The organism is Tepidibacillus sp. LV47 (assembly GCF_048381575.1).
Classification (GTDB): Bacteria; Bacillota; Bacilli; order Tepidibacillales; family Tepidibacillaceae; genus Tepidibacillus.
This window is the reverse complement of sequence record NZ_JBLWIF010000008.1, coordinates 58,944-78,415: the sequence shown is the minus strand read 5'-3', so window position 1 is coordinate 78,415 and position 19,472 is coordinate 58,944. Positions and strand designations below refer to the sequence as shown.

General features: G+C 36.8%; 24 protein-coding genes and 1 riboswitch. Of the genes, 17 read left to right on the top strand and 7 right to left on the bottom strand.

Annotated elements, in window-relative coordinates:
- Nucleotides 1–41 precede the first annotated feature (41 nt).
- Together hepT and ACMW72_RS09795 are read left to right on the top strand one after the other, a co-directional pair.
- Nucleotides 42–473 carry a type VII toxin-antitoxin system HepT family RNase toxin gene (gene hepT / locus ACMW72_RS09800; RefSeq protein WP_418368654.1) on the top strand — a complete coding sequence of 144 codons (432 nt, stop codon included), beginning with the start codon at nt 42–44 and terminating at the stop codon, nt 471–473.
- Between the two features lie 106 nt (nt 474–579).
- The gene (locus ACMW72_RS09795) at nt 580–1,212 is read left to right on the top strand and encodes a helix-turn-helix transcriptional regulator (protein WP_418368653.1); all 633 of its coding nucleotides are present in this window, start codon (nt 580–582) and stop codon (nt 1,210–1,212) included.
- An 88-nt stretch (nt 1,213–1,300) separates the two neighbouring features.
- Here the strand turns inward: ACMW72_RS09795 and ACMW72_RS09790 are convergent, their stop codons facing one another.
- A complete protein-coding gene (locus ACMW72_RS09790) occupies nt 1,301–1,804 on the bottom strand; it encodes a phosphatidylglycerophosphatase A (RefSeq protein WP_418368652.1) in 504 nt (167 codons plus the stop codon).
- 125 nt (nt 1,805–1,929) lie between these two features.
- On the opposite strand from ACMW72_RS09790, the gene ACMW72_RS09785 reads away from it, so the two are divergent.
- The 4 genes from ACMW72_RS09785 (at nt 1,930) to ACMW72_RS09770 (ending at nt 4,565) form a co-directional block, all read left to right on the top strand.
- A complete protein-coding gene (locus tag ACMW72_RS09785) occupies nt 1,930–2,733 on the top strand; it encodes an SDR family oxidoreductase (protein WP_418368651.1) in 804 nt (267 codons plus the stop codon).
- Between the two features lie 25 nt (nt 2,734–2,758).
- Complete coding sequence (locus ACMW72_RS09780) at nt 2,759–3,742, top strand: 2-hydroxyacid dehydrogenase (RefSeq protein ID WP_418368650.1); 984 nt, start codon at nt 2,759–2,761, stop codon at nt 3,740–3,742.
- A 212-nt stretch (nt 3,743–3,954) separates the two neighbouring features.
- Entirely contained in the window at nt 3,955–4,299 is a 345-nt protein-coding gene (locus ACMW72_RS09775) for a DUF1462 family protein (protein ID WP_418368649.1), read from the top strand.
- Nucleotides 4,296–4,565 carry a DUF1450 domain-containing protein gene (locus ACMW72_RS09770; protein ID WP_418368648.1) on the top strand — a complete coding sequence of 90 codons (270 nt, stop codon included), beginning with the start codon at nt 4,296–4,298 and terminating at the stop codon, nt 4,563–4,565. Before ACMW72_RS09775 ends, ACMW72_RS09770 begins: the two co-directional genes overlap by 4 nt.
- Before the next feature lie 339 nt (nt 4,566–4,904).
- Here ACMW72_RS09770 and ACMW72_RS09765 read toward each other — a convergent pair whose 3' ends face one another.
- From ACMW72_RS09765 to mqnE (ACMW72_RS09755), 3 genes are read right to left on the bottom strand one after another with little or no spacing between them, the layout of a single operon-like run.
- Nucleotides 4,905–5,282 (bottom strand): YkvA family protein, encoded by a 378-nt coding sequence (locus tag ACMW72_RS09765; protein WP_418368647.1) that lies wholly within the window; start codon nt 5,280–5,282, stop codon nt 4,905–4,907.
- Nucleotides 5,283–5,301: 19 nt separating this feature from the next.
- Complete coding sequence (gene mqnE / locus ACMW72_RS09760; RefSeq protein WP_418368646.1) at nt 5,302–6,402, bottom strand: aminofutalosine synthase MqnE; 1,101 nt, start codon at nt 6,400–6,402, stop codon at nt 5,302–5,304.
- 40 nt (nt 6,403–6,442) lie between these two features.
- Nucleotides 6,443–7,549, bottom strand: coding sequence for an aminofutalosine synthase MqnE (gene mqnE / locus ACMW72_RS09755; RefSeq protein ID WP_418368645.1), 1,107 nt, complete (start codon nt 7,547–7,549; stop codon nt 6,443–6,445).
- Between the two features lie 227 nt (nt 7,550–7,776).
- Between mqnE (ACMW72_RS09755) and ACMW72_RS09750 the strand changes: the two genes are divergently transcribed.
- Nucleotides 7,777–8,241, top strand: a complete 465-nt coding sequence (locus ACMW72_RS09750) for a Spo0E family sporulation regulatory protein-aspartic acid phosphatase (protein ID WP_418368644.1) — start codon at nt 7,777–7,779, stop codon at nt 8,239–8,241.
- On the opposite strand, the gene ACMW72_RS09745 is transcribed toward ACMW72_RS09750, so the two are convergent.
- Both ACMW72_RS09745 and ACMW72_RS09740 read right to left on the bottom strand, forming a co-directional pair.
- Complete coding sequence (locus ACMW72_RS09745) at nt 8,238–8,423, bottom strand: hypothetical protein (protein ID WP_418368643.1); 186 nt, start codon at nt 8,421–8,423, stop codon at nt 8,238–8,240. The two genes, ACMW72_RS09750 and ACMW72_RS09745, sit on opposite strands and share 4 nt — an antisense overlap.
- Nucleotides 8,424–8,559: 136 nt before the next feature.
- Complete coding sequence (locus ACMW72_RS09740; RefSeq protein WP_418368642.1) at nt 8,560–9,540, bottom strand: NAD(P)/FAD-dependent oxidoreductase; 981 nt, start codon at nt 9,538–9,540, stop codon at nt 8,560–8,562.
- A gap of 211 nt (nt 9,541–9,751) precedes the next feature.
- On the opposite strand from ACMW72_RS09740, the gene ACMW72_RS09735 reads away from it, so the two are divergent.
- From ACMW72_RS09735 to ACMW72_RS09725, 3 genes are all read left to right on the top strand, one after another.
- A complete protein-coding gene (locus tag ACMW72_RS09735) occupies nt 9,752–10,183 on the top strand; it encodes an RrF2 family transcriptional regulator (protein WP_418368641.1) in 432 nt (143 codons plus the stop codon).
- Nucleotides 10,184–10,390: 207 nt separating this feature from the next.
- Nucleotides 10,391–11,584, top strand: a complete 1,194-nt coding sequence (locus ACMW72_RS09730) for an NAD(P)/FAD-dependent oxidoreductase (protein ID WP_418368640.1) — start codon at nt 10,391–10,393, stop codon at nt 11,582–11,584.
- A gap of 198 nt (nt 11,585–11,782) precedes the next feature.
- Complete coding sequence (locus ACMW72_RS09725; RefSeq protein ID WP_418368639.1) at nt 11,783–11,926, top strand: YuiA family protein; 144 nt, start codon at nt 11,783–11,785, stop codon at nt 11,924–11,926.
- Nucleotides 11,927–11,973: 47 nt separating this feature from the next.
- Here the strand turns inward: ACMW72_RS09725 and ACMW72_RS09720 are convergent, their stop codons facing one another.
- Nucleotides 11,974–12,663 carry a chlorite dismutase family protein gene (locus tag ACMW72_RS09720; RefSeq protein WP_418368638.1) on the bottom strand — a complete coding sequence of 230 codons (690 nt, stop codon included), beginning with the start codon at nt 12,661–12,663 and terminating at the stop codon, nt 11,974–11,976.
- 171 nt (nt 12,664–12,834) lie between these two features.
- Between ACMW72_RS09720 and ACMW72_RS09715 the strand changes: the two genes are divergently transcribed.
- From ACMW72_RS09715 to ACMW72_RS09685, 7 genes are all read left to right on the top strand, one after another.
- The gene (locus ACMW72_RS09715) at nt 12,835–13,440 is read left to right on the top strand and encodes a 3D domain-containing protein (protein WP_418368637.1); all 606 of its coding nucleotides are present in this window, start codon (nt 12,835–12,837) and stop codon (nt 13,438–13,440) included.
- A 190-nt stretch (nt 13,441–13,630) separates the two neighbouring features.
- A complete protein-coding gene (locus tag ACMW72_RS09710; RefSeq protein ID WP_418368636.1) occupies nt 13,631–14,008 on the top strand; it encodes a DUF309 domain-containing protein in 378 nt (125 codons plus the stop codon).
- 34 nt (nt 14,009–14,042) lie between these two features.
- Complete coding sequence (locus ACMW72_RS09705; protein ID WP_418368635.1) at nt 14,043–15,554, top strand: leucyl aminopeptidase; 1,512 nt, start codon at nt 14,043–14,045, stop codon at nt 15,552–15,554.
- 87 nt (nt 15,555–15,641) lie between these two features.
- Nucleotides 15,642–16,220: a LemA family protein gene (locus ACMW72_RS09700; RefSeq protein ID WP_418368634.1), complete on the top strand. Its 579-nt coding sequence runs from the start codon at nt 15,642–15,644 to the stop codon at nt 16,218–16,220.
- Nucleotides 16,217–16,975, top strand: a complete 759-nt coding sequence (locus ACMW72_RS09695; protein ID WP_418368633.1) for a TPM domain-containing protein — start codon at nt 16,217–16,219, stop codon at nt 16,973–16,975. Before ACMW72_RS09700 ends, ACMW72_RS09695 begins: the two co-directional genes overlap by 4 nt.
- Before the next feature lie 102 nt (nt 16,976–17,077).
- Nucleotides 17,078–17,230 carry a hypothetical protein gene (locus ACMW72_RS09690; RefSeq protein WP_418368632.1) on the top strand — a complete coding sequence of 51 codons (153 nt, stop codon included), beginning with the start codon at nt 17,078–17,080 and terminating at the stop codon, nt 17,228–17,230.
- Between the two features lie 130 nt (nt 17,231–17,360).
- A riboswitch (cyclic di-AMP (ydaO/yuaA leader) is annotated at nt 17,361–17,500 on the top strand.
- 100 nt (nt 17,501–17,600) lie between these two features.
- Complete coding sequence (locus ACMW72_RS09685) at nt 17,601–19,433, top strand: APC family permease (RefSeq protein ID WP_418368631.1); 1,833 nt, start codon at nt 17,601–17,603, stop codon at nt 19,431–19,433.
- The last annotated feature ends 39 nt before the right edge of the window (nt 19,434–19,472 follow it).

Sequence of the window (19,472 nt, the reverse complement as noted above, 5' to 3'; positions counted from 1 at the left end):
GATACTAAATTGAGAGTAAAGAATTTAAAGAGGTGTATGACATGTATAATGTAAATACGAAAAGGATAGACAAAATCTTAGATTATATGAAGAATGTTTTAGAGATCGTTAAACCTTTAACGATTTTGAGTTTTGAGGAATTTATCCAAGATAGTATTGTCGTTTTAGCTGCTGAACGGGCAGTACATATTGCAATTGAATCTATTGTCGATGTAGGAAATTATTTAATCGATGGATTTATCATGCGCGATCCAGGAAGTTATACCGATATTATCGAAATATTACGAGATGAGAGAGTACTACCTGATCAAGATGCAGAAATACTTAAAGAGTTTGTCGCTTATCGGAAGCTTCTTGTTCATGATTATACAGAGAATGATCCTGAATTGTTGTATAAGCAGTTAACGAACTCTTTTTCAACAGTTTATCATTTTGAACAACATGTACGTTCGTATCTGAAACAAGAGTTATGAATTTGGAAAGATGTGTTTTTAAACTTTTATATTTAGTTAATTTACTTATAAAGCAAAATCGGTTACAATTATAGCGCTGAACTTAGATAGAAGGGCGGGTGAGAATTTGTCGAAAGAGCACTTATCAACAAAAGAAGAAATCCTAGTTATGTTAAAAACGAACGGTTCTTTAACCGTAAGTGAAATTGCAAAGGAATTGGGAATTACGGAGATGGGGGTTAGACGCCATCTAAATACGTTAGAACGAGATGGAATGATTAAATCTGCATTAGTGCGCCAATCGATGGGGAGGCCGACACACATCTATTCATTAACAGATAGAGCGGAAGACCAATTTCCCAAGGCTTATCGACAATTGGCTTTAGATCTTTTGGATGTGGTTGTTTACTTAGATGGTAAAGAGAAAGTAAAAGAAATTTTTGATCGGCGAGAAGAAATGTTAAGAGCAAGATATCTTCCGTTGCTTACAGGGGAGACTTTAGAAGAAAAAGTACATTCTTTATTAGATATTCAAAATGATAAGGGATATATGGCAGAATTAGAAAGCAATGAAGAAGGATTTCTCATCAAAGAACTGAATTGTCCGATCGCAGAGATCGCCAAAAAAAATCTTGAGGCTTGTGAAGGGGAAAGAAAGTTATTTGAAAATCTGTTAGGTGTTCATGTAGAAAATCTACAGTGTATGGGGCGTGGAGATCGGGTCTGCTCATATCTGATTCACAAAAAGCAAAAAGATTAAATCAAGGTAGGGTATTCCCTACCTTTTCATTTGAAATGGCTTGTATGTTCTTACGCTATTCCTAACCTTATTATGTTATTTGTTTTTCTTACCTTGTTTTGCTATGGGCAATTCGACTTGAAGCTGCGGCTGCAATCGCCCCAACAATATCATCTAAGAAGGTATTCACCGTACCTCCCTCATGGGAGTTCAATCTTTCTAAGATACCTGGTTTCATTCTATCAATATATCCATAGTTCGTAAAACCAATGCTTCCGTAAACATTGATGATCGATAAAGCAATGATTTCATCAATCCCATACAGACCTTCATCTTGAAAAATGATTTCTTGCAGTGGGGAATCTAGTAATTTTTTTTCTGCCAGTCGATCTAATTCAATACCTGTAATCACCGCATTCTGAACTTCACGTTTTTCCAGTACTTTATTTACATTGGTTTCACATTCTTCCATTGTAATATTTGGAAAGTATTTCGATTGAAGAAAATAGACAAGCTCAGCAATATCACGAATGGTTACATTTCTTTCAGCTAATAATTTCAATGTATGTTGATGAAGTAATTCATCAGAGATCCGAACAAAGTGTTCTTTCATCGTTTCTATTCCTCCTTCAAAGAAGTCAGTTTTTTATATTATTCCACACTTTCAAGTTTTTCTGACATTGTATTATGATTCTCTAGTTTGTATACTGGATCAAAAAAGCTTAAATAGGTGATGAAATGGAACAAAGAAAAGTTGCATTGATCACAGGCGGTTCAAAAGGTTTAGGGAAAAGCAGCGCTTTACATCTTGCAGAAGATGGCTTTGATATTATCATTAATTATCACCAAGATCAAGAAGCGGCAATACAAGTGGTCAAACAAATTGAGCAAATTGGACAGCAAGCATTCGCTATTCAAGGGGATGTAACACAGTATGGCGATATGAAGAAAATGTTTGAACAAATTGAGCAAACCTACGGACGAATTGATGTTTTTGTTCATAGTGTCGGGCCATTTATCCGCAAGCGTAAGACATTTTATGAAATGGAGATGTCTGAGGTCTTAACAATGATAAATGGGAATCTTTTAAGTGCGATGATCACCACCAAATTTGTTTTACCACTGATGAGAAAACAGCGCTTTGGTAGAATCATCTATTTTGGGTTCCATCGAGCAGTTGAAGCTCCCGCTTGGCCAGATCGATCTGCCTATGCTGCTGCAAAGGTTGGATTAGTCTCTTTTTGTAAAACATTAGCTGTTGAAGAAGCACCATTTGGAATTACTGTAAATATGATATGCCCAAGCGACATTATTGGTGAGAATAAAGAAAAGCAGATTGATGAAGTTTTAGGGATGAAAGATAAAGAATCTTTACGAGAAAGACCGGGAACAGGGGAAGATGTAGCACGAGTCGTTTTATTTTTAACCAAAGAAAAATCAGATTTTATCACTGGAAGTTGCATCAGTGTCAGTGGTGGACTTGATATTATTCATCCCATTTCTAAACAATTTCAAAACATTCAATACAATAAAGAGAAATGATTGAAACAAATGAGGGGGAGAGAAAATGGATAAAGCAAAAATTTTTATCACAAGAAAAATACCAGAAGAAGCGATTCAATTGTTAGAGAACGATTTTGTCGTCAAAATTTGGGAAGAAGACCGTCCAGTTCCAAGAGAAGTTCTCCTTGATGAAGTTAAAGATATCGATGGCTTATATGTGATGGTCTCCGAAAAAATCGATCAAGAAGTTTTAGATCATGCTTCTAATCTCAAGGCTGTATCCATTATGGCGGTCGGGTATGATAATATTGATGTTTCCTGCTTGACAAAAAGGGGAATTATCTTAACTCATACCCCAGGTGTATTAAGTGACACGACTGCTGATTTAACCTTTGCCTTATTAATGGCAACAGCAAGAAGAATCACCGAAGCAAACCGATATTTACTTGCAGGGAAATGGACGAGCTGGAGTCCAATGCTGATGGCAGGACAAGATGTTTATGGTGCAACTATAGGAATTATTGGAATGGGTCGAATTGGTGAGGCTTTAGCCAAAAGAGCGACAGGTTTTGATATGAAGATCCTTTATCATAATCGGAATCGCAGACCTGAAGTTGAAGAGCGTCTCGGTGCAGAATATCGTTCTTTTGATGACTTATTAAAAGAATCAGATTTTGTGGTATTGCTTACCCCCTTAACTCCTGAGACAAGGAATTTAATCGGAGAACGGGAATTAGACTTAATGAAGCCAACAAGTATCTTGATAAATGCATCAAGGGGAGCAACCGTCGATGAAGAAGCTCTGTATCAGGCACTCCTAAATAAGAAAATCTGGGCGGCAGGACTTGATGTGTTTCAACAAGAGCCTATCCCCAAAGACCATCCCTTATTACAATTAGATAATGTAGTGGCGTTACCTCATATTGGCAGTGCAAGTATTGCAACAAGGAAGAAAATGGCGATGATGGCTGCAGAAGGGTTAAGGGACGCATTATTAGGAAACCGCCCAAAGCATATGGTTAATCCAGAGGTATTATTTCAGTTATAATAGGATAAAGATAAAAGAAACTTTAGGCATCTAAATCAGTTAGGTGCTTTTTTCTTTATCTGCAGTTTCCCAAGTAAGATCTATATATTGTATCATGTGCATGGAAAGAACACTAGGGAGTTAATACTAAACTTAGAAAAACTTCACTTCTTTTCATTCTTAGAAAATTATTATACGTTTAAATTAAAGATTTGCTAAAATGAGGGATTTTTATGCGAAAAACAGAAGAAGGAAAACTTGAAGTTCTTGTTTATGGAACAGGAATCATTTGTGCAAGTTGTATCAATGCTCCTTCAAGTGAAGAGACGGCCTCTTGGTTACAATCCTTATTTGATCGCAAATATGGGAATCAACTAAAAGTAAGGTATATCGATTTTCAAAAGCCAAGGAATGAAGAAGAAAAGGCATTTGCTAGAAGAATCATCTCTGAAGATTTATGGTATCCTGTTGTTGTGATTGAGGATGAAATCGTTACAGAAGGAAACCCAAATCTGAAAAAGATTTTTAAAAAACTAGACCAACTAGGAATCAAACCAAAGGATGAGAAAATGAAATGAAACCTTTAATTGAATTTTGTCGAAGCAATTATTCTTGGGGAACTGAGCAAGTAAAAGAAAAACTAGAAGAAGATCCTGATATTGAAGTCATGGAATATGGTTGCTTAGGACATTGTAGTCAATGTCTATTACGTCCTTTTGCCTTAGTCGAAGGAGAATTCGTAGATGCTGATAGTCCTGAGGAATTATTGTTAAATATAGAAGAAAAACTAAAGGAAAAAGACTCATTTGCAGATTTGTGGGATGAGATATTGAAAGAGGAATAGTACGACTGAACTAGAACCCAATGCTGAATATGTGCATTGTTTTTTTTTCTATGTAAACATTTAAACTTGAATCAATTTCATATTTAAAAAACTTTAACACGTAAGGGTATAAAGATACAAAAAAAAGGAGTACCTCCCCAAAATCCCGAACGGAGACCTTGTCGGATGAAGTATTGTTCAAATAGTCAATTGTGTCGTTTTCAAGGAAAAGAAGGTTATCTTTCGTTTTCTTTCATTATTTCACCAATCGTTGGTTTTTCTTATTCTATTTTAGCTATGATGTTTCCTTTTGGGGGAAAACACTCCTTATCCTAGGTGGAAGAGGAGTGTTTCTTTTGTTTACTTCGTTAATTTTTGCTCCACCTTGGAGATTCCCTCGGTACAGCCGTCGTTAAACCAATCTTGTAAGCGAGTGCGTGCTTTTTCTTTTGTATCTGCATTAATGTATAGAGCAACAGTTCCTAACGCGGCCACAATCGTACCTAAATCATCAGTAAATCCTACGGGTGTAATATCAGGTATGGCATCGATTGGGCTAATAAAGTAGCCAATGGCCCCAATAATCACTGTTCTCGCCCAAATAGGAAGAGAAGGATTTTGTAATGCATAGAACAGTAATAAGACAGCATAAATGACTTCGCATCCAGCTTTTTTAGAAAACTTCTTTATTTTGTCCCAAAAATTTTGCTCCGAATACTGATACGAATAGTCTTCCATATTCTCGTTCTCTCCGATCTTATTCATATACCTTAATCTTGTTGTAGAAGGTGTCTCTTTCTACTGGAATTTTATTGGCACCTTGGATTAACCAAATGAGTTCATCCTTGGTTAGTCCTGCTTGGGTTAGAGCACCAGCAGCATGACTAATTCGTTCTTCCACAAGGGTACCGTGAACATCGGAAGCGCCAAAGGTTAAGGCTAACTGAGTTAATTGAGTTCCAATATTGATAAAGTATGCCTTGATATGATCAACATTATCCAGCATTAAGCGACTAATTGCGATGGTCTTTAGATCATCGAAGGCAGAGGTTCTCATTTTAATCGATGCTGTCGCTTTTTTCGGTTGGACGGCAAGGGGAATAAAGACATAGAATCCATTGGTCTTATCTTGCAATTCGCGAATATGAATCATATGCATTAGACGTTCTTCATAGGTTTCGATAGAACCATAAAGCATAGTTGCATGGGTTTTTAGACCTAAGCGATGGGCGGTTTCATGTACGTCTAACCATTGTTGAGTGGTTGCTTTTTCTGGACTCATCAAGAGGCGATAACGTTCCGAGAGAATCTCTGCACCACCACCGGGCATGGTTTGAAGTCCAGCGTCAATTAAGATTTGAAGGATTTCTTCAATGGATTTCCCTGTTTTTTCCGCAAAAAAGACAATTTCAGCTGCCGTATAGGCTTTAATCGTTACCTGAGGATAGTGTTTTTTTAGAGTCTTTACGATATCCACATAGTAATCAAAACCAACCGTATGATTGTGGCCACCGGTAATATGAAACTCACGGATATTGGGGTTAAAACGCTTCTCAACATATTGCAAAAGGTCATCCATACTCATGGTATAGGCTCCATCTTGGCCAGGATCGCGACGGAACCCGCAAAACTTACAATGAGCTTCACAGACATTGGTGGGATTGATATACATATTTTGCGTAAAGTAGACGTAATCCCCATTTTTCTTTTGGTTGACTTCATTGGCTAATTGGCCGATGGTAAGCAAATCAGGTGATTCGTATAGCTTCAATCCATCCTCAAGGGTTAAACGTTCCCCATTTCTCACTTTTTCAACGATGGGTGCTAATGTTGGATCACTTACGGTTAATAAACTCATCCTTCTTCCTCCCCGTATTTATCATCATTTTCGGTCGAACCTACTCATAAATTCTAATCACGTTATATAAGGTATCCCTCTCGACGGGAATTCGACCTGCATTTTTAATCATCCTAATAAAGGACTTTTTCGGTACAAAATAAACAGAATCAGAACCTGCTGCATGAATGATTTCTTCTTCCATCACCGTTCCATCTAGATCATCTACACCAAAATGGAGGGCAACTTGTGCTAGTTTCTGCCCGATCGCCATCCATAAAGCGCGAATATGGGGGAAGTTATCAAGCATTAATCTGGCAACGGCTAGCATTTTTAGATCATAAATTCCCGTCGTTTCTCCTTCAAGTTGGTACTCCTTTGCTAATGGCGTATTATCAGGATGGAAAGCAAAGCCAAAAAAGGCGTTAAAACCATTGGTTTTGTCCTGTAACTCGCGTAAACGGATTAGATGATCGATGATATGTTCAGGTTTTTCAATATGTCCATAGATGATGGAAGCATTTGATTTCATTCCAAGTCGATGTGTAATTTCGTGGATCTGAAACCAACGGTCAGCATTGGTCTTATGTCCAGAGATAATGGCGCGGATTTCTGGATCAAAAATCTCTGCTCCACCACCGAGAATCGATCCTAATCCAGCAGCGCGTAAACGTGTAATCGTTTCTTCTACTGAAAGGTTGGCTACTTTGGCAATATAATCAATTTCTACGGCAGTAAAGGCTTGGACATGTATATTTGGATTATGTTTTTTGATCAGTTGAATCATTTGCTCGTAATATTCAAAGGGGAGTTTTGGATTGACTCCGCCGACAATATGTATTTCCGAAAAGCCTTTCGCTGATAAACCTTTCACTTTTTCTTCGATTTTTTCTAATGATAAGGTATAGGCATTTGGATGATCAGGCTTAAGTCCAAAAGCACATAGCTTACATCCCAAGTAACAAACATTGGTATAGTTCAGATGGGTATTCACTATAAAAGAGACATAATCTCCATTTTTACGTTTTCTGACAAAATCAGCCATTTGCCCAATTGCAAATAGATCATTCGATTTTAATAAACGTACTCCGTCTTCAAACGTTAACCGTTCCCCGTTTTCTACCTTTAATTGGATATCGTAGAGGTCACTTTTTGTGATAATGGGCATTCTGTTCACTCCCAAAATTATTTATATTTCCCTAAAAAGAAAAAAAGATTCACAATGCTCTTTTTATTATAAAACATCTTTCTTCGAAATTGAACAAGCAGGGCATTCTTGAGAAATGATAAGAACAAATGTTTCGAGAACAAATGTTTGATTTTTAAACTGAAATATTGTAAGCTTATGGTAATCAGTAAATAATGAATGGAAGGAAATTAGATGGGTATATGTAAATGAAACGAGATTTGATAAAGGAATTTGAAAAGGTAAGAAAAGAAATGGAAGAAAAGGGTAAAGTATTGGGATTTCAACATCCTCTAGTTTTAGAATTAAGTCATCGATTAGATCGAATTCATAATGAGTTGTTAAAAAAGGAAAATGCCTTAATCTTACAAAAAAAAAAGCGAATGATAAGTCACTCGCCCCTTATGAGAAAAACTGTTCTTGAACGGGTATATAGAAATCACGTTTACAATGAGGACAAGAGGCAATATGGATACAAAGATGATGTTGAAAATCATCGGGATACCCATTCGTTAACTTCATATCCTCATATGCACGATAGGGTGCATAAGGTTCCCAAATATCATCGAGTCGTCCATGATCATCCAATAAATGATTGCATTCTGGACAAGAGGCCTCAAGTATCGTTAAGGAATTACAAACCGGACAAAGATATCCCATTTTTCTTCACCTAATTTGTACGCTCTAATTGAAAGGTATAAGAAGTATAGCTAGCCATAAGAATAAAAGATAATATTGCACCAATGATGGCATCGACTCGACCCAGTGGAGGGTTTCCTATAAGAATGGCGATTGGCAAGAAAAAGGTTGCAATAATGATAAGGAGGATATAGGTCCAATACAAGATTCCTTTCAACATGTACACCTCTTATTCTTGAAGAGTATTGATAATTTTATTTTGAGGAGTAAAGGGAAAATTTATACAGAAAAATGAAATAAAAAAACCACCCCATCTGGAGTGGTTTGCATTAGAATAAACAAATAATTCGTTATTAATGTTTATGAACTGGTTGAATCCGTTCTTCAGGGTTAATATAGTGTTTTGCATTATTGACAGCAGTAGGAGCCTCACCAAAACCAGCAGCAATTAACTTGATTTTTCCTTCATATGTGGCGATATCTCCAGCAGCATAAATGCCATCAATATTGGTCTTCATTGTCGAATCAACGACAATACCTCCGTTTTTAATTTCAAGTCCCCAATTTTCAATAGGACCAAGGGAAGAAACAAAACCAAAATTAACGATCAAATCATCGATTTCTAGAACTTCCTCTTCGTTTCCTTTCGGATTGACAATGGTGACTCGTTCAATCTTTTCATCGCCTTCTAGTTTCTTAATGACACGGGGTACTATCACATTCACTTTTGATGCGTATAATTTTTCAACACTGTGTTCATGAGCGCGGAATTTATCACGGCGATGAATAATTGTTACTTCTTTCGCAATATTTTCTAACATTAATGCCCAATCAACAGCAGAATCTCCACCACCGAAGACAAGAACACGACGATCTCTAAATACTTCCAAATCACTTACAAAATAATGCAAGTTGGTATTTTCGTATTTTTCTGCACCTTCAACATCCAGTTTACGAGGTTCAAAAGCACCAATACCAGCTGTAATAATAATCGCTCTAGATAAATGAGTCCCTTTTGTCGTTGTTAAAACGAAAATTCCATCGCTATTTTTCTCGACGTTTTCTACTTTTTCATTGAGACAAACAGTTGGATTAAATTGCATTGCTTGTTCTTCAACGCGTTTTACTAATTCGCTCGCAAGAACTTTTGGAAAACCAGCTACATCGTAAATGTATTTCTCTGGATACAATGCAGCAAGTTGTCCGCCAAGTTGCGGCATTGCCTCAATTAACTTTACACTCGCTCCTCGCATACCAGCATAGAAAGTAGCAAATAATCCTGTTGGACCGCCACCGATGATGGTAATGTCATAAACCTTTTCATCATGTACCATGTTACTGCCTCCCACCTTTGCATATTTTTTCACATGTCCCATGTTCATTATAAACTGAAGAAGAATGATTTTAAAGAGACAAATTCAGAAAAATAGTAAAAAAAACGCAATTCGCTATATTTGACATAATAATGGAGCATTAATACAATAAAAATACCAAAATTCTTTTTATTGTAAAGAAAAAAAGTGTAATTGCTAAGGGGGAGACCAGATGAAGCTTTCATCCCGTGGCCATTATGGGCTTCGAGCTATGGTCTATTTAGCGAAACCAAAAAATAATCAACCGATTCCATTAAAGCAAATTGCCAAAGACGAGAAAATCCCTGAGGCTTTTTTAGAACAGATCTTTGTTGATTTACGAAAAGCAGGATTAGTAAGAAGTGTCCGTGGTCCTAAAGGAGGATTTCGTTTAGCTGATTCTCCTGATAAAATTGTTGTCGGCGATATTGTTCGCGTATTAGAAGGAACTGTAAATATCGTTGATTGTATGGAAGATAATAAGAAAAGTTGTTGTGAAAAAAGTGAAGATTGTTCAACGAAAATTGTCTGGGAAAAACTACGTGATACAATGGCTGCCGTATTAGACGGAATGAAGCTTGCAGATTTGGTATTAGGCGGAAAGACCATGATTGATACATTATAATTTTGCGAATATCTTATGATTTTGAAGTATTCTATTTCTTGTTAAGACATGGTATGATAAGTATAAATTATTAACAACGTTGTTATGTTGTTAATGAACTTATCATAGTATGTCTTTTTTCTTTATATTATAACAAAAAATTTTTGTTTTTTTAGTGAAAGTTGTTTTGAAAGGGAAAGATATTGTTAAAAAATAGGGAGTGAGAATGTGAAGGTTTTAATTTTGGGAGCAGGATATGGTGGGTTGATGACTGCACTGCAACTACAAAAAGAATTAGATTACAATGAAGCAGAAATCACAATCGTAAATAAGCACAGTTATCACTATATTACCACTCATTTGCATGCTCCAGCTGCAGGAACATTACCTACAGATAGAGTGAAAATAGAATTAGATGATTTAATTGACCGCGAAAAAATTAATCGAATTCAACAAGAAGTAGTCAAAATATCTCTTGAAAATAAAAGTGTCAAATTAAAAGATGGACAGATATTAGTTTATGACGTATTGGTCATTGCCTTAGGAAGTGACATAGAAACCTTTGGTATCAAAGGTTTAAAAGAGCATGCTTTTGTCATTCGTAGTGTTAATTCCGTCCGTTTAATTCGCGAACATATTGAATATATGTTTGCTAAATACAAAACAGAACCGAATCGCCCTGAATATTTAACCTTTATTGTGGGTGGAGCAGGCTTTACAGGAATTGAGTTTGTTGGCGAATTGGCAGACCGAGTACCAGAACTTTGTAAAGAATTTGATGTTGATCCAAAAGTGGTTCGTATCTTCAATATTGAAGCTGCTCCTAGTGTATTACCTGGATTTGACGAACAACTTGTTGAACATGCTGTAGAAGTTTTAAAAAGTAAAGGTGTTGAATTTCACATCAATACACCGATTAAGGAAGTGACGGCTGAAGGAGTCATTTTAGAAAATGGGGAAGAAATCAAATCAGCCACCGTAGTATGGACTGGTGGAGTACGTGGTAATCAACTGATTGATACTCTTGGAATTGAGACGATCCGTTCACGAGCAAAGGTGGATTTTTATTTAAGAGCACCTGGGTATAAAGATGTATTTATTATCGGCGACAGTTCCATTGTATTTGATGAAAACGGAAAACCCTATCCCCCAACTGCGCAAATCGCTGTTCAAGAAGGTGAATATGTAGCTAAACAGATTGTCTCTCTTATTCGCAATGGTGAAATAAAGAAAACACCATTTAAATTTCAATATCTTGGAACCGTTGCTTCTTTAGGTCGTAGAGAAGCGATTGGAAAAGTGGGAAAATGGAAAATAAAAGGAATGACGGCTTCATTGATGAAGCAACTGATTGATAATCGATATTTATATTCCATTGGTGGCTTGCCGCTAATCTTTAAAAAAGGAAAATTTTTAAGATAATTTGATCTTTGGTTTGATACATTCAAAGCCGAGATTCTTCGGCTTTTTTGTTTATTAAGAAATGGGCATAAATCGAAGGGTAAACAGTGATATTAAAAAAAGAATAATTGTATGAAAGGTCACGTACGAAGAAAATATTAATAATTTTCTGAACGATTGATATATTATAGAAATAAGGAAGAGAAAGGGGTATAGAAGATGGTGCAAGAAACAGAACATGTATGTGGACTATGTGATGGTCAGGGTTATCATGATGTAATGGTTGGTGGAACGGAAACTTGTCCCGCATGCGATGGATTGGGTGTAGAAGAAAAGAAACAAAGTTTGCAAGAGAAGATATAAATGGATATAAATGAAGGAAGTCCCAAGTTTTTTGGGACTTTTTGTTGTTAGAGTGTGTCGAGTAGTTCATCAATATTGTTTTTACGAATACAGGTATACATCGGAGTATCTCGTAAGGTATATCGACTTGCTTCCGTTTCTCTTAATTCCTGAACGAGATCGAGAAAATCTTTTGGTTCATCAGTCTCAAATGCCACAACAAATTCTTGATCATCAATTCCAAACGAATAAGTCGTATTTAGTTTGACTGAGGGATACTTGTTCCCGATTTGAATATGTTCATCCATCATTCCTTGTCTTGTTGCGAAGGTTAAATGGTACCAATCCCTTGTTTTCACAAATGGATAAATAAAGAGATATTTATATTGCCCAGGTACTATAAATGCGCGGGAATTTTGATGTTCAGGAGCTATTTTATCAACATACATACTTCTTTTTGCCATGGATAGATAAGAATAAGGAATGGTTAAGTATTGTCCAAGGCCGGTATGTAATAATTTCGTTGTCATTTCCTGAAAAATTTCTAAGTACTTTCCAATTCGCCAAAACATAAAATCAACGTCAGCTCGAAGCCCAACAAGGGAATAATATAAAAGCATGAGATCAGAATGGTTCATATATTTTTTTACAACTTGTTGAAATTCATCTTTTCTTCTTTTCTGCTCTTCTATACTTAATCTACGAAAAGCAGGGTCCACTTTAAAAAAAATAAAATTGATGTATTGATTGGGTTGCATTAGATTTTCCTCCTTTTTATTAGAACTTACTCTCATTTTAAACAAAGGTTAAGGATTTTACAACATTGCCACTAAGCCAGTAGTGTAAAAGAATTTCACTAAAAATCCTCTCTAAGTAGGTATAAAAATTTTGTTGTCGGAAAAGATGAACCTTAGAGAGGAGGTTATTTCATGTTTACCAAAAATAAACAACCAGCTAAATTTTCCTTGCTTTTTTTGCTGGTTGTATTATCCATCAATTTGATGGGATTTATCATTGAACCAAATCTTGAAGATCAGCAATATACCTTACTAGGCAAATTGTTAAACGATAAGGAACAAAAAGAACTCATCAAGGCAAAAAGTCTACAAGAAAAAGTAGAAGACCAACAAGCCTTAGACCTTACAAAGTACCAAAAAATTCGGGTTATAGCAACTGGCTATACGGCTGGAAAAGAATCAACAGGAAAGGATAAATCCCACCCTCAATACGGAATCACTTATTCAGGAGTTCGCGTTACAAGGGATCATTACTCTACAATCGCCGCTGATTTAAGTGTTTTCCCTATTGGAACCGTCCTTTATATTCCAGATTATGGTTATGGGGTTGTTGCAGATAAAGGGGCAGCAATCAAAGGAAATAAAATCGATCTTTATTTTGAGACGGTGAAAGATGTATACCAAAAATGGGGAAAAAGGGAAGTGGATGTTTATCTGATAAAAAAGGGAGATGGCATGTTAACAGAAGAGGTAATGAAGGAATATAATCGTGCAGAACCAGTTAATGCGATAAAATAAACAAACTCAGGCAAGAACGAAGGCGTTCTTGCCTTTTTTAACGTATAAGTAAGCATGGCTTGTATGTTCTAACGCTACTCCTAACCTTACGGCTTTCATTGAATAAACACGGACAACGGAGTTGAAATCGTGAAATAAATGGGGCTTTTTGCTATGATAAAAGTATTCCTTGGATGGAGAGGGTGACCATATGGGAAGAAAATATCCTGAAGAATATTATTTGTTTTTTGAGAAATTTAATGAAGGGGAATATTACGAATGCCATGACCTGCTTGAGGAAATATGGCTAACAGATCGGCAAAACAAGTATTTGCAAGGATTATTACAAGTGGCTGTTGCAATTTACCATTTTGAAAACGGAAATATTTACGGTTCTCGAGCCCTTTTTCAATCTGCTTACCAATATTTACAACCTTATCGTCCAGAATATTGGGATCTTGATTTAGAACCTGTCATCGAATTTATTGAAAAGGCATTATCCGTTTTGCCTAATGAAAGAAGGATTTCCATTGAAGAAGTAAAAAAGATCGATTTTCCCAAAATTCAATTACATTTAAATAAGGAATAACTTTAAGTAATGAGAGGAATTTGGAGGTGCCACAATGAAAATCGAATTTACGAATTTAGATGTTGCGAAGATAAAAGCAGATTTACTTGTATTCGGTCATTATTTCGATGAAAAAAAACCACAGGGTAAATTAGCAGAATTAGATCAACTTCTTGACGGTGCCATTTCCGAATTGATTCAACAAGGGGATATCACAGGAAAGGAAAAAGAAACAGTTCTTATCCATACATTTGGCAAAATTCCTGCTCCCAAAGTTCTCGTTATTGGTCTTGGCAATTACGATCGATTTGATCAAGATAAGGTAAGGGAAGTAGCTGCTATTGCAGTAAAACAAGGAATCAAGGTAAAAGCCAAACAAATCGCTTCCGTACCCTTTGGCATTCATCATACCCATATTCATGAACACCATGTTACCCATTCATTTGCTGAAGGAGCTCTCTTAGCTTCATATCATTTTGAAGGGTATGGTTCAAAAAAAGAAGAACAATTTCAAGTTGAATTGATTCAATTAATGGCAGATCATGTATCAGACGAATTAGTATATGGAATTGAGTGTGGTACTGCTTATGGACTGGGAACCAATCTTGCAAGGGATCTTGTGAATACTCCTGGAAATCTGATGACACCAGCAAAGATGGCAGAAAAAGCGGTTGAGATCGCCCGTCGCTATGGTATGGAATATGAAGTACTCGGGAAAGAAGAGTTAGAGCGTTTAGAAATGGGCGGACTTTTGGCAGTGTCCCAAGGAAGTGATCAACCGCCGAAAATGATCATGATCAAATATCGTGGTAAAGAACAGTGGGATGATGTTTTAGGGTTTGTTGGCAAAGGGATTACCTTTGATTCAGGTGGGATTTCACTCAAACCTTCAGCCAATATGGATGAAATGAAAACAGATATGGCAGGAGGAGCAGCTGTTCTTGGGGCAATGGAAGCAATCGGTAGATTACGACCAAAAGTCAACATTGTTGCCGTTATTCCTTCTTGCGAGAATATGCCTTCTGGCAAAGCATATAAACCTGGGGATGTCATCCGTACGATGAGCGGGAAAACGGTGGAGGTTTTAAATACGGATGCAGAAGGGCGCCTGATCTTAGCTGACGGGATCACTTACGCGAAAAAACTAGGTGCAACAAGGATTATTGATATTGCAACACTAACAGGGGCAATTCTTGTATCCCTTGGTACAATTACTACAGGAGCATTTACGAACGATTCGAGCTTCCTTGACGATTTCCAGAAAGCAGCCAAAAAAGCAGGGGAAAAAATTTGGCAATTACCTACTTTTGATGAATATAAAGAACAAATTAAAAGCCAAATTGCTGATTTGAAAAATACTGGGGGACGAGATGCTGGCAGTATTACCGCTGCATTATTTCTTGCTGCTTTTGCAGAAGATACACCTTGGATTCATTTAGATATTGCTGGCACAGCTTATACATCCAAAGAATCACCAACGACACCAAAAGGAGCTACTGGTGTAATGGTCCGGTCTCTCGTTCAAATTGCGAAACATTATGGAAAACATGGAATGAAATCAAAGTGATAGAAGCAAAATTGTTACGAAACTCGTTATATATCATGAAATTAAATATAAAATAAAATACACGAAAAGGGTTGAAAGGAGATCATTATGAGAAAAGTTTCTATCACTTTAATTGTGGTTATCGCGATTCTTGCGATCCTTGGATTTTCCCTCGTAGGTAGTTATAACGGATTTGTCACGCAAGAAGAAGCGGTAAATCAATCATTTGCCCAAATTCAGACCCAATTACAAAGAAGGATGGACTTAATTCCCAATCTTGTGAATACGGTAAAAGGTTATACTGCCCATGAAAAAGAGGTTTTGCAAGGAATTGCCGATGCTAGAGCTCGTTTAGCAGGAGCAAAGACACCTGAGGAAATGGCAAATGCCAATGCCCAGTTGGATACCGCTTTAAGTCGATTACTCGTAATTGTTGAAAGATATCCCAATTTAAAAGCAGACAGACAATTTACCCAATTAATGGATGAATTGGCAGGAACAGAGAATCGAATTGCAACTGCAAGAAGGGATTATAATACAGCGGTACAGACCTATAATCAACAGATCAAACGTTTTCCAGGGGTCATCGTTGCTCGTTTATTTGGTTTTGAGCCAAAAGAGTATTTCCAAGCTGATGAAAATGCCCAAAAAGTACCATCTGTTGATTTTGGGAGTCAAACGAAATGAAAAAGAGTTTAATTGGAATCTTTTTTCTTCTCTTTATCATCACAGTTTTTTTTCAATTCATTAGTTTTGCCCAAATTAAGATTCCAAAACCTGTTGGCGATATTTATGTTCAGGATTTTGCACATATCTTAACTCCCGATGAAAAGAATGAATTGATTGAACTAGGACGAAGATTAGATGATGCGACCAAAGCGCAAATTGCTGTTTTAACAATTGATACGACAAATGGAGTCCCAATTGAAGAATATGCAACAGCCGCTTTTCGCACTTACCAGTTAGGGGATAAAAAATTAAATAATGGTGTCTTATTTGTCATTGCCATGAACGATCGTAAGATGAGAATTGAAGTTGGCTATGGTCTTGAAGGAGCAATTCCTGACGGGAAAGCAGGACGAATCTTGGATGATTATGCGCTCCCTTATTTGCAAAATAATCAACCAAACTTAGCTGTGATGGGGGTCTATAAGGCTCTGTATAATGAGGTGGCGAAAGAGTATCAATTAAATCCCGATCAATTAGTTGAAAATAGACCATCCGATGTTCAATGGAAAAAATCATTTAGTCTTTCTGATCTTGTTTGGGCACTTATTATTTTTGCCTTTATTCTAGTAGATTTTATCTTCTTTGGCGGCTTTTTCACCTTTGCGATTCTATCGCTAGTTTCAAGAGGAGGCGGCGGTCGATTTGGTGGCGGCGGCCCACGTGGAGGAGGCGGTGGATCATCCGGTGGTGGTGGAGCAAGCCGTGGATGGTAGTATTGAGGCCGAATGATTCGGAGATAGTGGGTTTGTATATTCTACGGACTGGAATGTACAAACCTATTTTTTTGTCTCTTTATAAAACAGGATAAATCGTGGTTGGTCAAATTAAATAATGAGTGGACAGGAATTCCAGTATTAGAAGTGATGAAACAAGTCAAAATAAAACCAGAAGTGAAATATGACGGTTTGGACCGATGTATGGTGCCCTATGGAAAGAGCAAAGATACAGAAATGATTGATAATGAGTGAAATTAATCGAAAAGTGAATATAGTAACAATTTCATACCAAATACCCTGTATATAGGCAACTTTTGAAAAACGTTTCTATTTTACAAATAGAAAGATGAGGGATATGATACATCTCATACAACTATAAGAATGTTATTAACTGCTTAATCCTTTATGGAACGGGGGAACCATCGTATCTGGGGTGAATCCTATGAATGATTCATAGGTAGGGCGTTCCTTCTCTACGTCCGAATCCGTCAGCTAACCTCGTAAGCGATATAGAGAGGTGTTTATCGTGTAGACGTTAAACTGATACCACGAGAAAACCATTCTCGTGTTTTTTCTTTTATGGACTTTAATTTTTCAAAAAAAAGGCAGGAATGAGGATTCTATGTCGACAAATCAATTAAAAAGGTTGCTTATAGGTTCACCATTACGGACAAAACAACTATCCCATGAAAAATTACCCAAATGGAAGGCATTAGCGGTTTTTTCATCGGATGCCTTATCTTCAGTAGCCTATGCCACAGAGGAGATTTTACTCGTATTAGCTTTGATTGGAACAGGAGCATTTGCTTATTCCTTACCGATCTCGCTGATCATTTTATTTTTACTATTAATTATTACGATTTCCTATCGCCAGATTATTTTTACCTTTCCTTCAGGCGGCGGAGCATATCTTGTAGCAAAGGAACATTTAAATATTAACTATAGCTTAATTGCTGGGGCAGCATTGATGATTGACTATATTTTGACTGTTGCAGTAAGCGTGACCTCAGGGGTAGCGGCAATCACTTCTGCTTTTCCATTCTTTATTCCTTGGAAAGTTCTATTATCTGTTTTACTTGTAGTGATCCTTATGGTTCTCAACTTGAGAGGAATTCGTGAATCAGCTACCGTATTTGCTTATCCAACTTATTTATTTATTGGTTCAGTATTGCTGATGATTTTATTTGGGGGGTATCAACTCTGGCATGATGGATGGCACGGTTATCCGCAAACTGCGATTCATCATGGGAATTCTCTAATAGGTAGTGGAGCGATTTTATTACTTTTTTTACGAGCATTTGCCTCAGGATGTTCGGCAATGACAGGAGTAGAAGCAATTAGTAATGGAGTTCCCGCTTTTCGGTCACCATCTGCTAAAAACGCTGCAAAAACGATGATTTGGATGTCAGTCATTTTAGCCACAATGTTTTTTGGGATTACGATTCTTGCTTATGGATATGGAATTACACCGAAAGAACATGAAACTGTTGTTTCTCAAATTGTAGAACATATTTTTGGAAGAGGAATACTCTATTATTTCATACAAATTGTAACGATGTTAATCCTTTTTCTTGCTGCGAATACAAGTTTTGCCGGTTTCCCCCAACTCACTTCCATTATTGCGAAGGATGGGTTCTTACCAAGAAACTTAACAGCACGCGGAGACCGTCTTGTGTTCTCAAATGGGATTATTTTATTAAGTGTGTTGGCAATCATATTGATTATTGCCTTCCATGGTGATAGTCATGCTTTGATTCCTCTCTATGCAGTAGGAGTATTTTTATCTTTCACGATTGCCCAGGCTGGAATGGTAAAGTCGTTTATACAAGAAAAAGGAAATAAATGGTTATCCAGGACGATGGTCAATGGTATTGGGACCTTATTTACAGGAATTGTGACCATCGTGACAATTGTTGCCAAGTTTACTGAAGGTGCTTGGATGGTTACTTTAGCCATACCTATTGTTGTCTTGATTTTTTATCGCATCAAAGATCATTATAATGATGTTTCCAATGAGCTACGACTGGAGCAACCGATTCAAATCAGTGAAATGACATCGAAAGTGATTATCCCTATTTCGGGGGTAAGTAAGGTTGTTGCTCAATCGGTATCATATGCAAAAAGTATTTCAGATGATGTGGTTGCGGTTACGGTAGCGTTTGATGATGAACAAGCATCGCGAATGAGGGAAAAATGGAATTCTCGGATTCCAAATGTTCCTCTAGTCATTTTACGTTCACCATATCGAACATTGATTCCACCTCTGATGAAATATATTGATAATTTGGAAAAGTCAAGTGAGAACATGTTTATTACGATATTAATACCGCAATTTATTGTAAGAAAATGGTGGCATACATTATTACATAACCAAACAGCTGTTGTTTTGAGGACCGTTTTGTTGCATAAAAAGAATGTGGTCGTTGCGACAATCCCATTTCATTTAAGACACTAAACTTTTCCTCTCTACCATGGCTTTTAGAATCGAATGAGT

Excerpts from the sequence above, each read along its gene's own strand:
- ACMW72_RS09695 (WP_418368633.1), top strand. The coding sequence starts at position 16,217 with ATGAAAAAGAGTTTAATTGGAATCTTTTTTCTTCTCTTTATCATCACA.
- ACMW72_RS09685 (WP_418368631.1), top strand. The coding sequence starts at position 17,601 with ATGTCGACAAATCAATTAAAAAGGTTGCTTATAGGTTCACCATTACGG.
- ACMW72_RS09790 (WP_418368652.1), bottom strand. The coding sequence starts at position 1,804 with ATGAAAGAACACTTTGTTCGGATCTCTGATGAATTACTTCATCAACAT.
- ACMW72_RS09715 (WP_418368637.1), top strand. The coding sequence starts at position 12,835 with ATGTTTACCAAAAATAAACAACCAGCTAAATTTTCCTTGCTTTTTTTG.
- hepT (WP_418368654.1), top strand. The coding sequence starts at position 42 with ATGTATAATGTAAATACGAAAAGGATAGACAAAATCTTAGATTATATG.
- ACMW72_RS09780 (WP_418368650.1), top strand. The coding sequence starts at position 2,759 with ATGGATAAAGCAAAAATTTTTATCACAAGAAAAATACCAGAAGAAGCG.
- ACMW72_RS09775 (WP_418368649.1), top strand. The coding sequence starts at position 3,955 with ATGCGAAAAACAGAAGAAGGAAAACTTGAAGTTCTTGTTTATGGAACA.
- ACMW72_RS09785 (WP_418368651.1), top strand. The coding sequence starts at position 1,930 with ATGGAACAAAGAAAAGTTGCATTGATCACAGGCGGTTCAAAAGGTTTA.
- ACMW72_RS09770 (WP_418368648.1), top strand. The coding sequence starts at position 4,296 with ATGAAACCTTTAATTGAATTTTGTCGAAGCAATTATTCTTGGGGAACT.
- ACMW72_RS09720 (WP_418368638.1), bottom strand. The coding sequence starts at position 12,663 with ATGCAACCCAATCAATACATCAATTTTATTTTTTTTAAAGTGGACCCT.
- ACMW72_RS09710 (WP_418368636.1), top strand. The coding sequence starts at position 13,631 with ATGGGAAGAAAATATCCTGAAGAATATTATTTGTTTTTTGAGAAATTT.
- ACMW72_RS09765 (WP_418368647.1), bottom strand. The coding sequence starts at position 5,282 with ATGGAAGACTATTCGTATCAGTATTCGGAGCAAAATTTTTGGGACAAA.
- ACMW72_RS09725 (WP_418368639.1), top strand. The coding sequence starts at position 11,783 with ATGGTGCAAGAAACAGAACATGTATGTGGACTATGTGATGGTCAGGGT.
- ACMW72_RS09700 (WP_418368634.1), top strand. The coding sequence starts at position 15,642 with ATGAGAAAAGTTTCTATCACTTTAATTGTGGTTATCGCGATTCTTGCG.
- mqnE (WP_418368646.1), bottom strand. The coding sequence starts at position 6,402 with ATGAGTTTATTAACCGTAAGTGATCCAACATTAGCACCCATCGTTGAA.
- ACMW72_RS09740 (WP_418368642.1), bottom strand. The coding sequence starts at position 9,540 with ATGGTACATGATGAAAAGGTTTATGACATTACCATCATCGGTGGCGGT.
- ACMW72_RS09705 (WP_418368635.1), top strand. The coding sequence starts at position 14,043 with ATGAAAATCGAATTTACGAATTTAGATGTTGCGAAGATAAAAGCAGAT.
- ACMW72_RS09735 (WP_418368641.1), top strand. The coding sequence starts at position 9,752 with ATGAAGCTTTCATCCCGTGGCCATTATGGGCTTCGAGCTATGGTCTAT.
- ACMW72_RS09750 (WP_418368644.1), top strand. The coding sequence starts at position 7,777 with ATGAAACGAGATTTGATAAAGGAATTTGAAAAGGTAAGAAAAGAAATG.
- mqnE (WP_418368645.1), bottom strand. The coding sequence starts at position 7,549 with ATGCCCATTATCACAAAAAGTGACCTCTACGATATCCAATTAAAGGTA.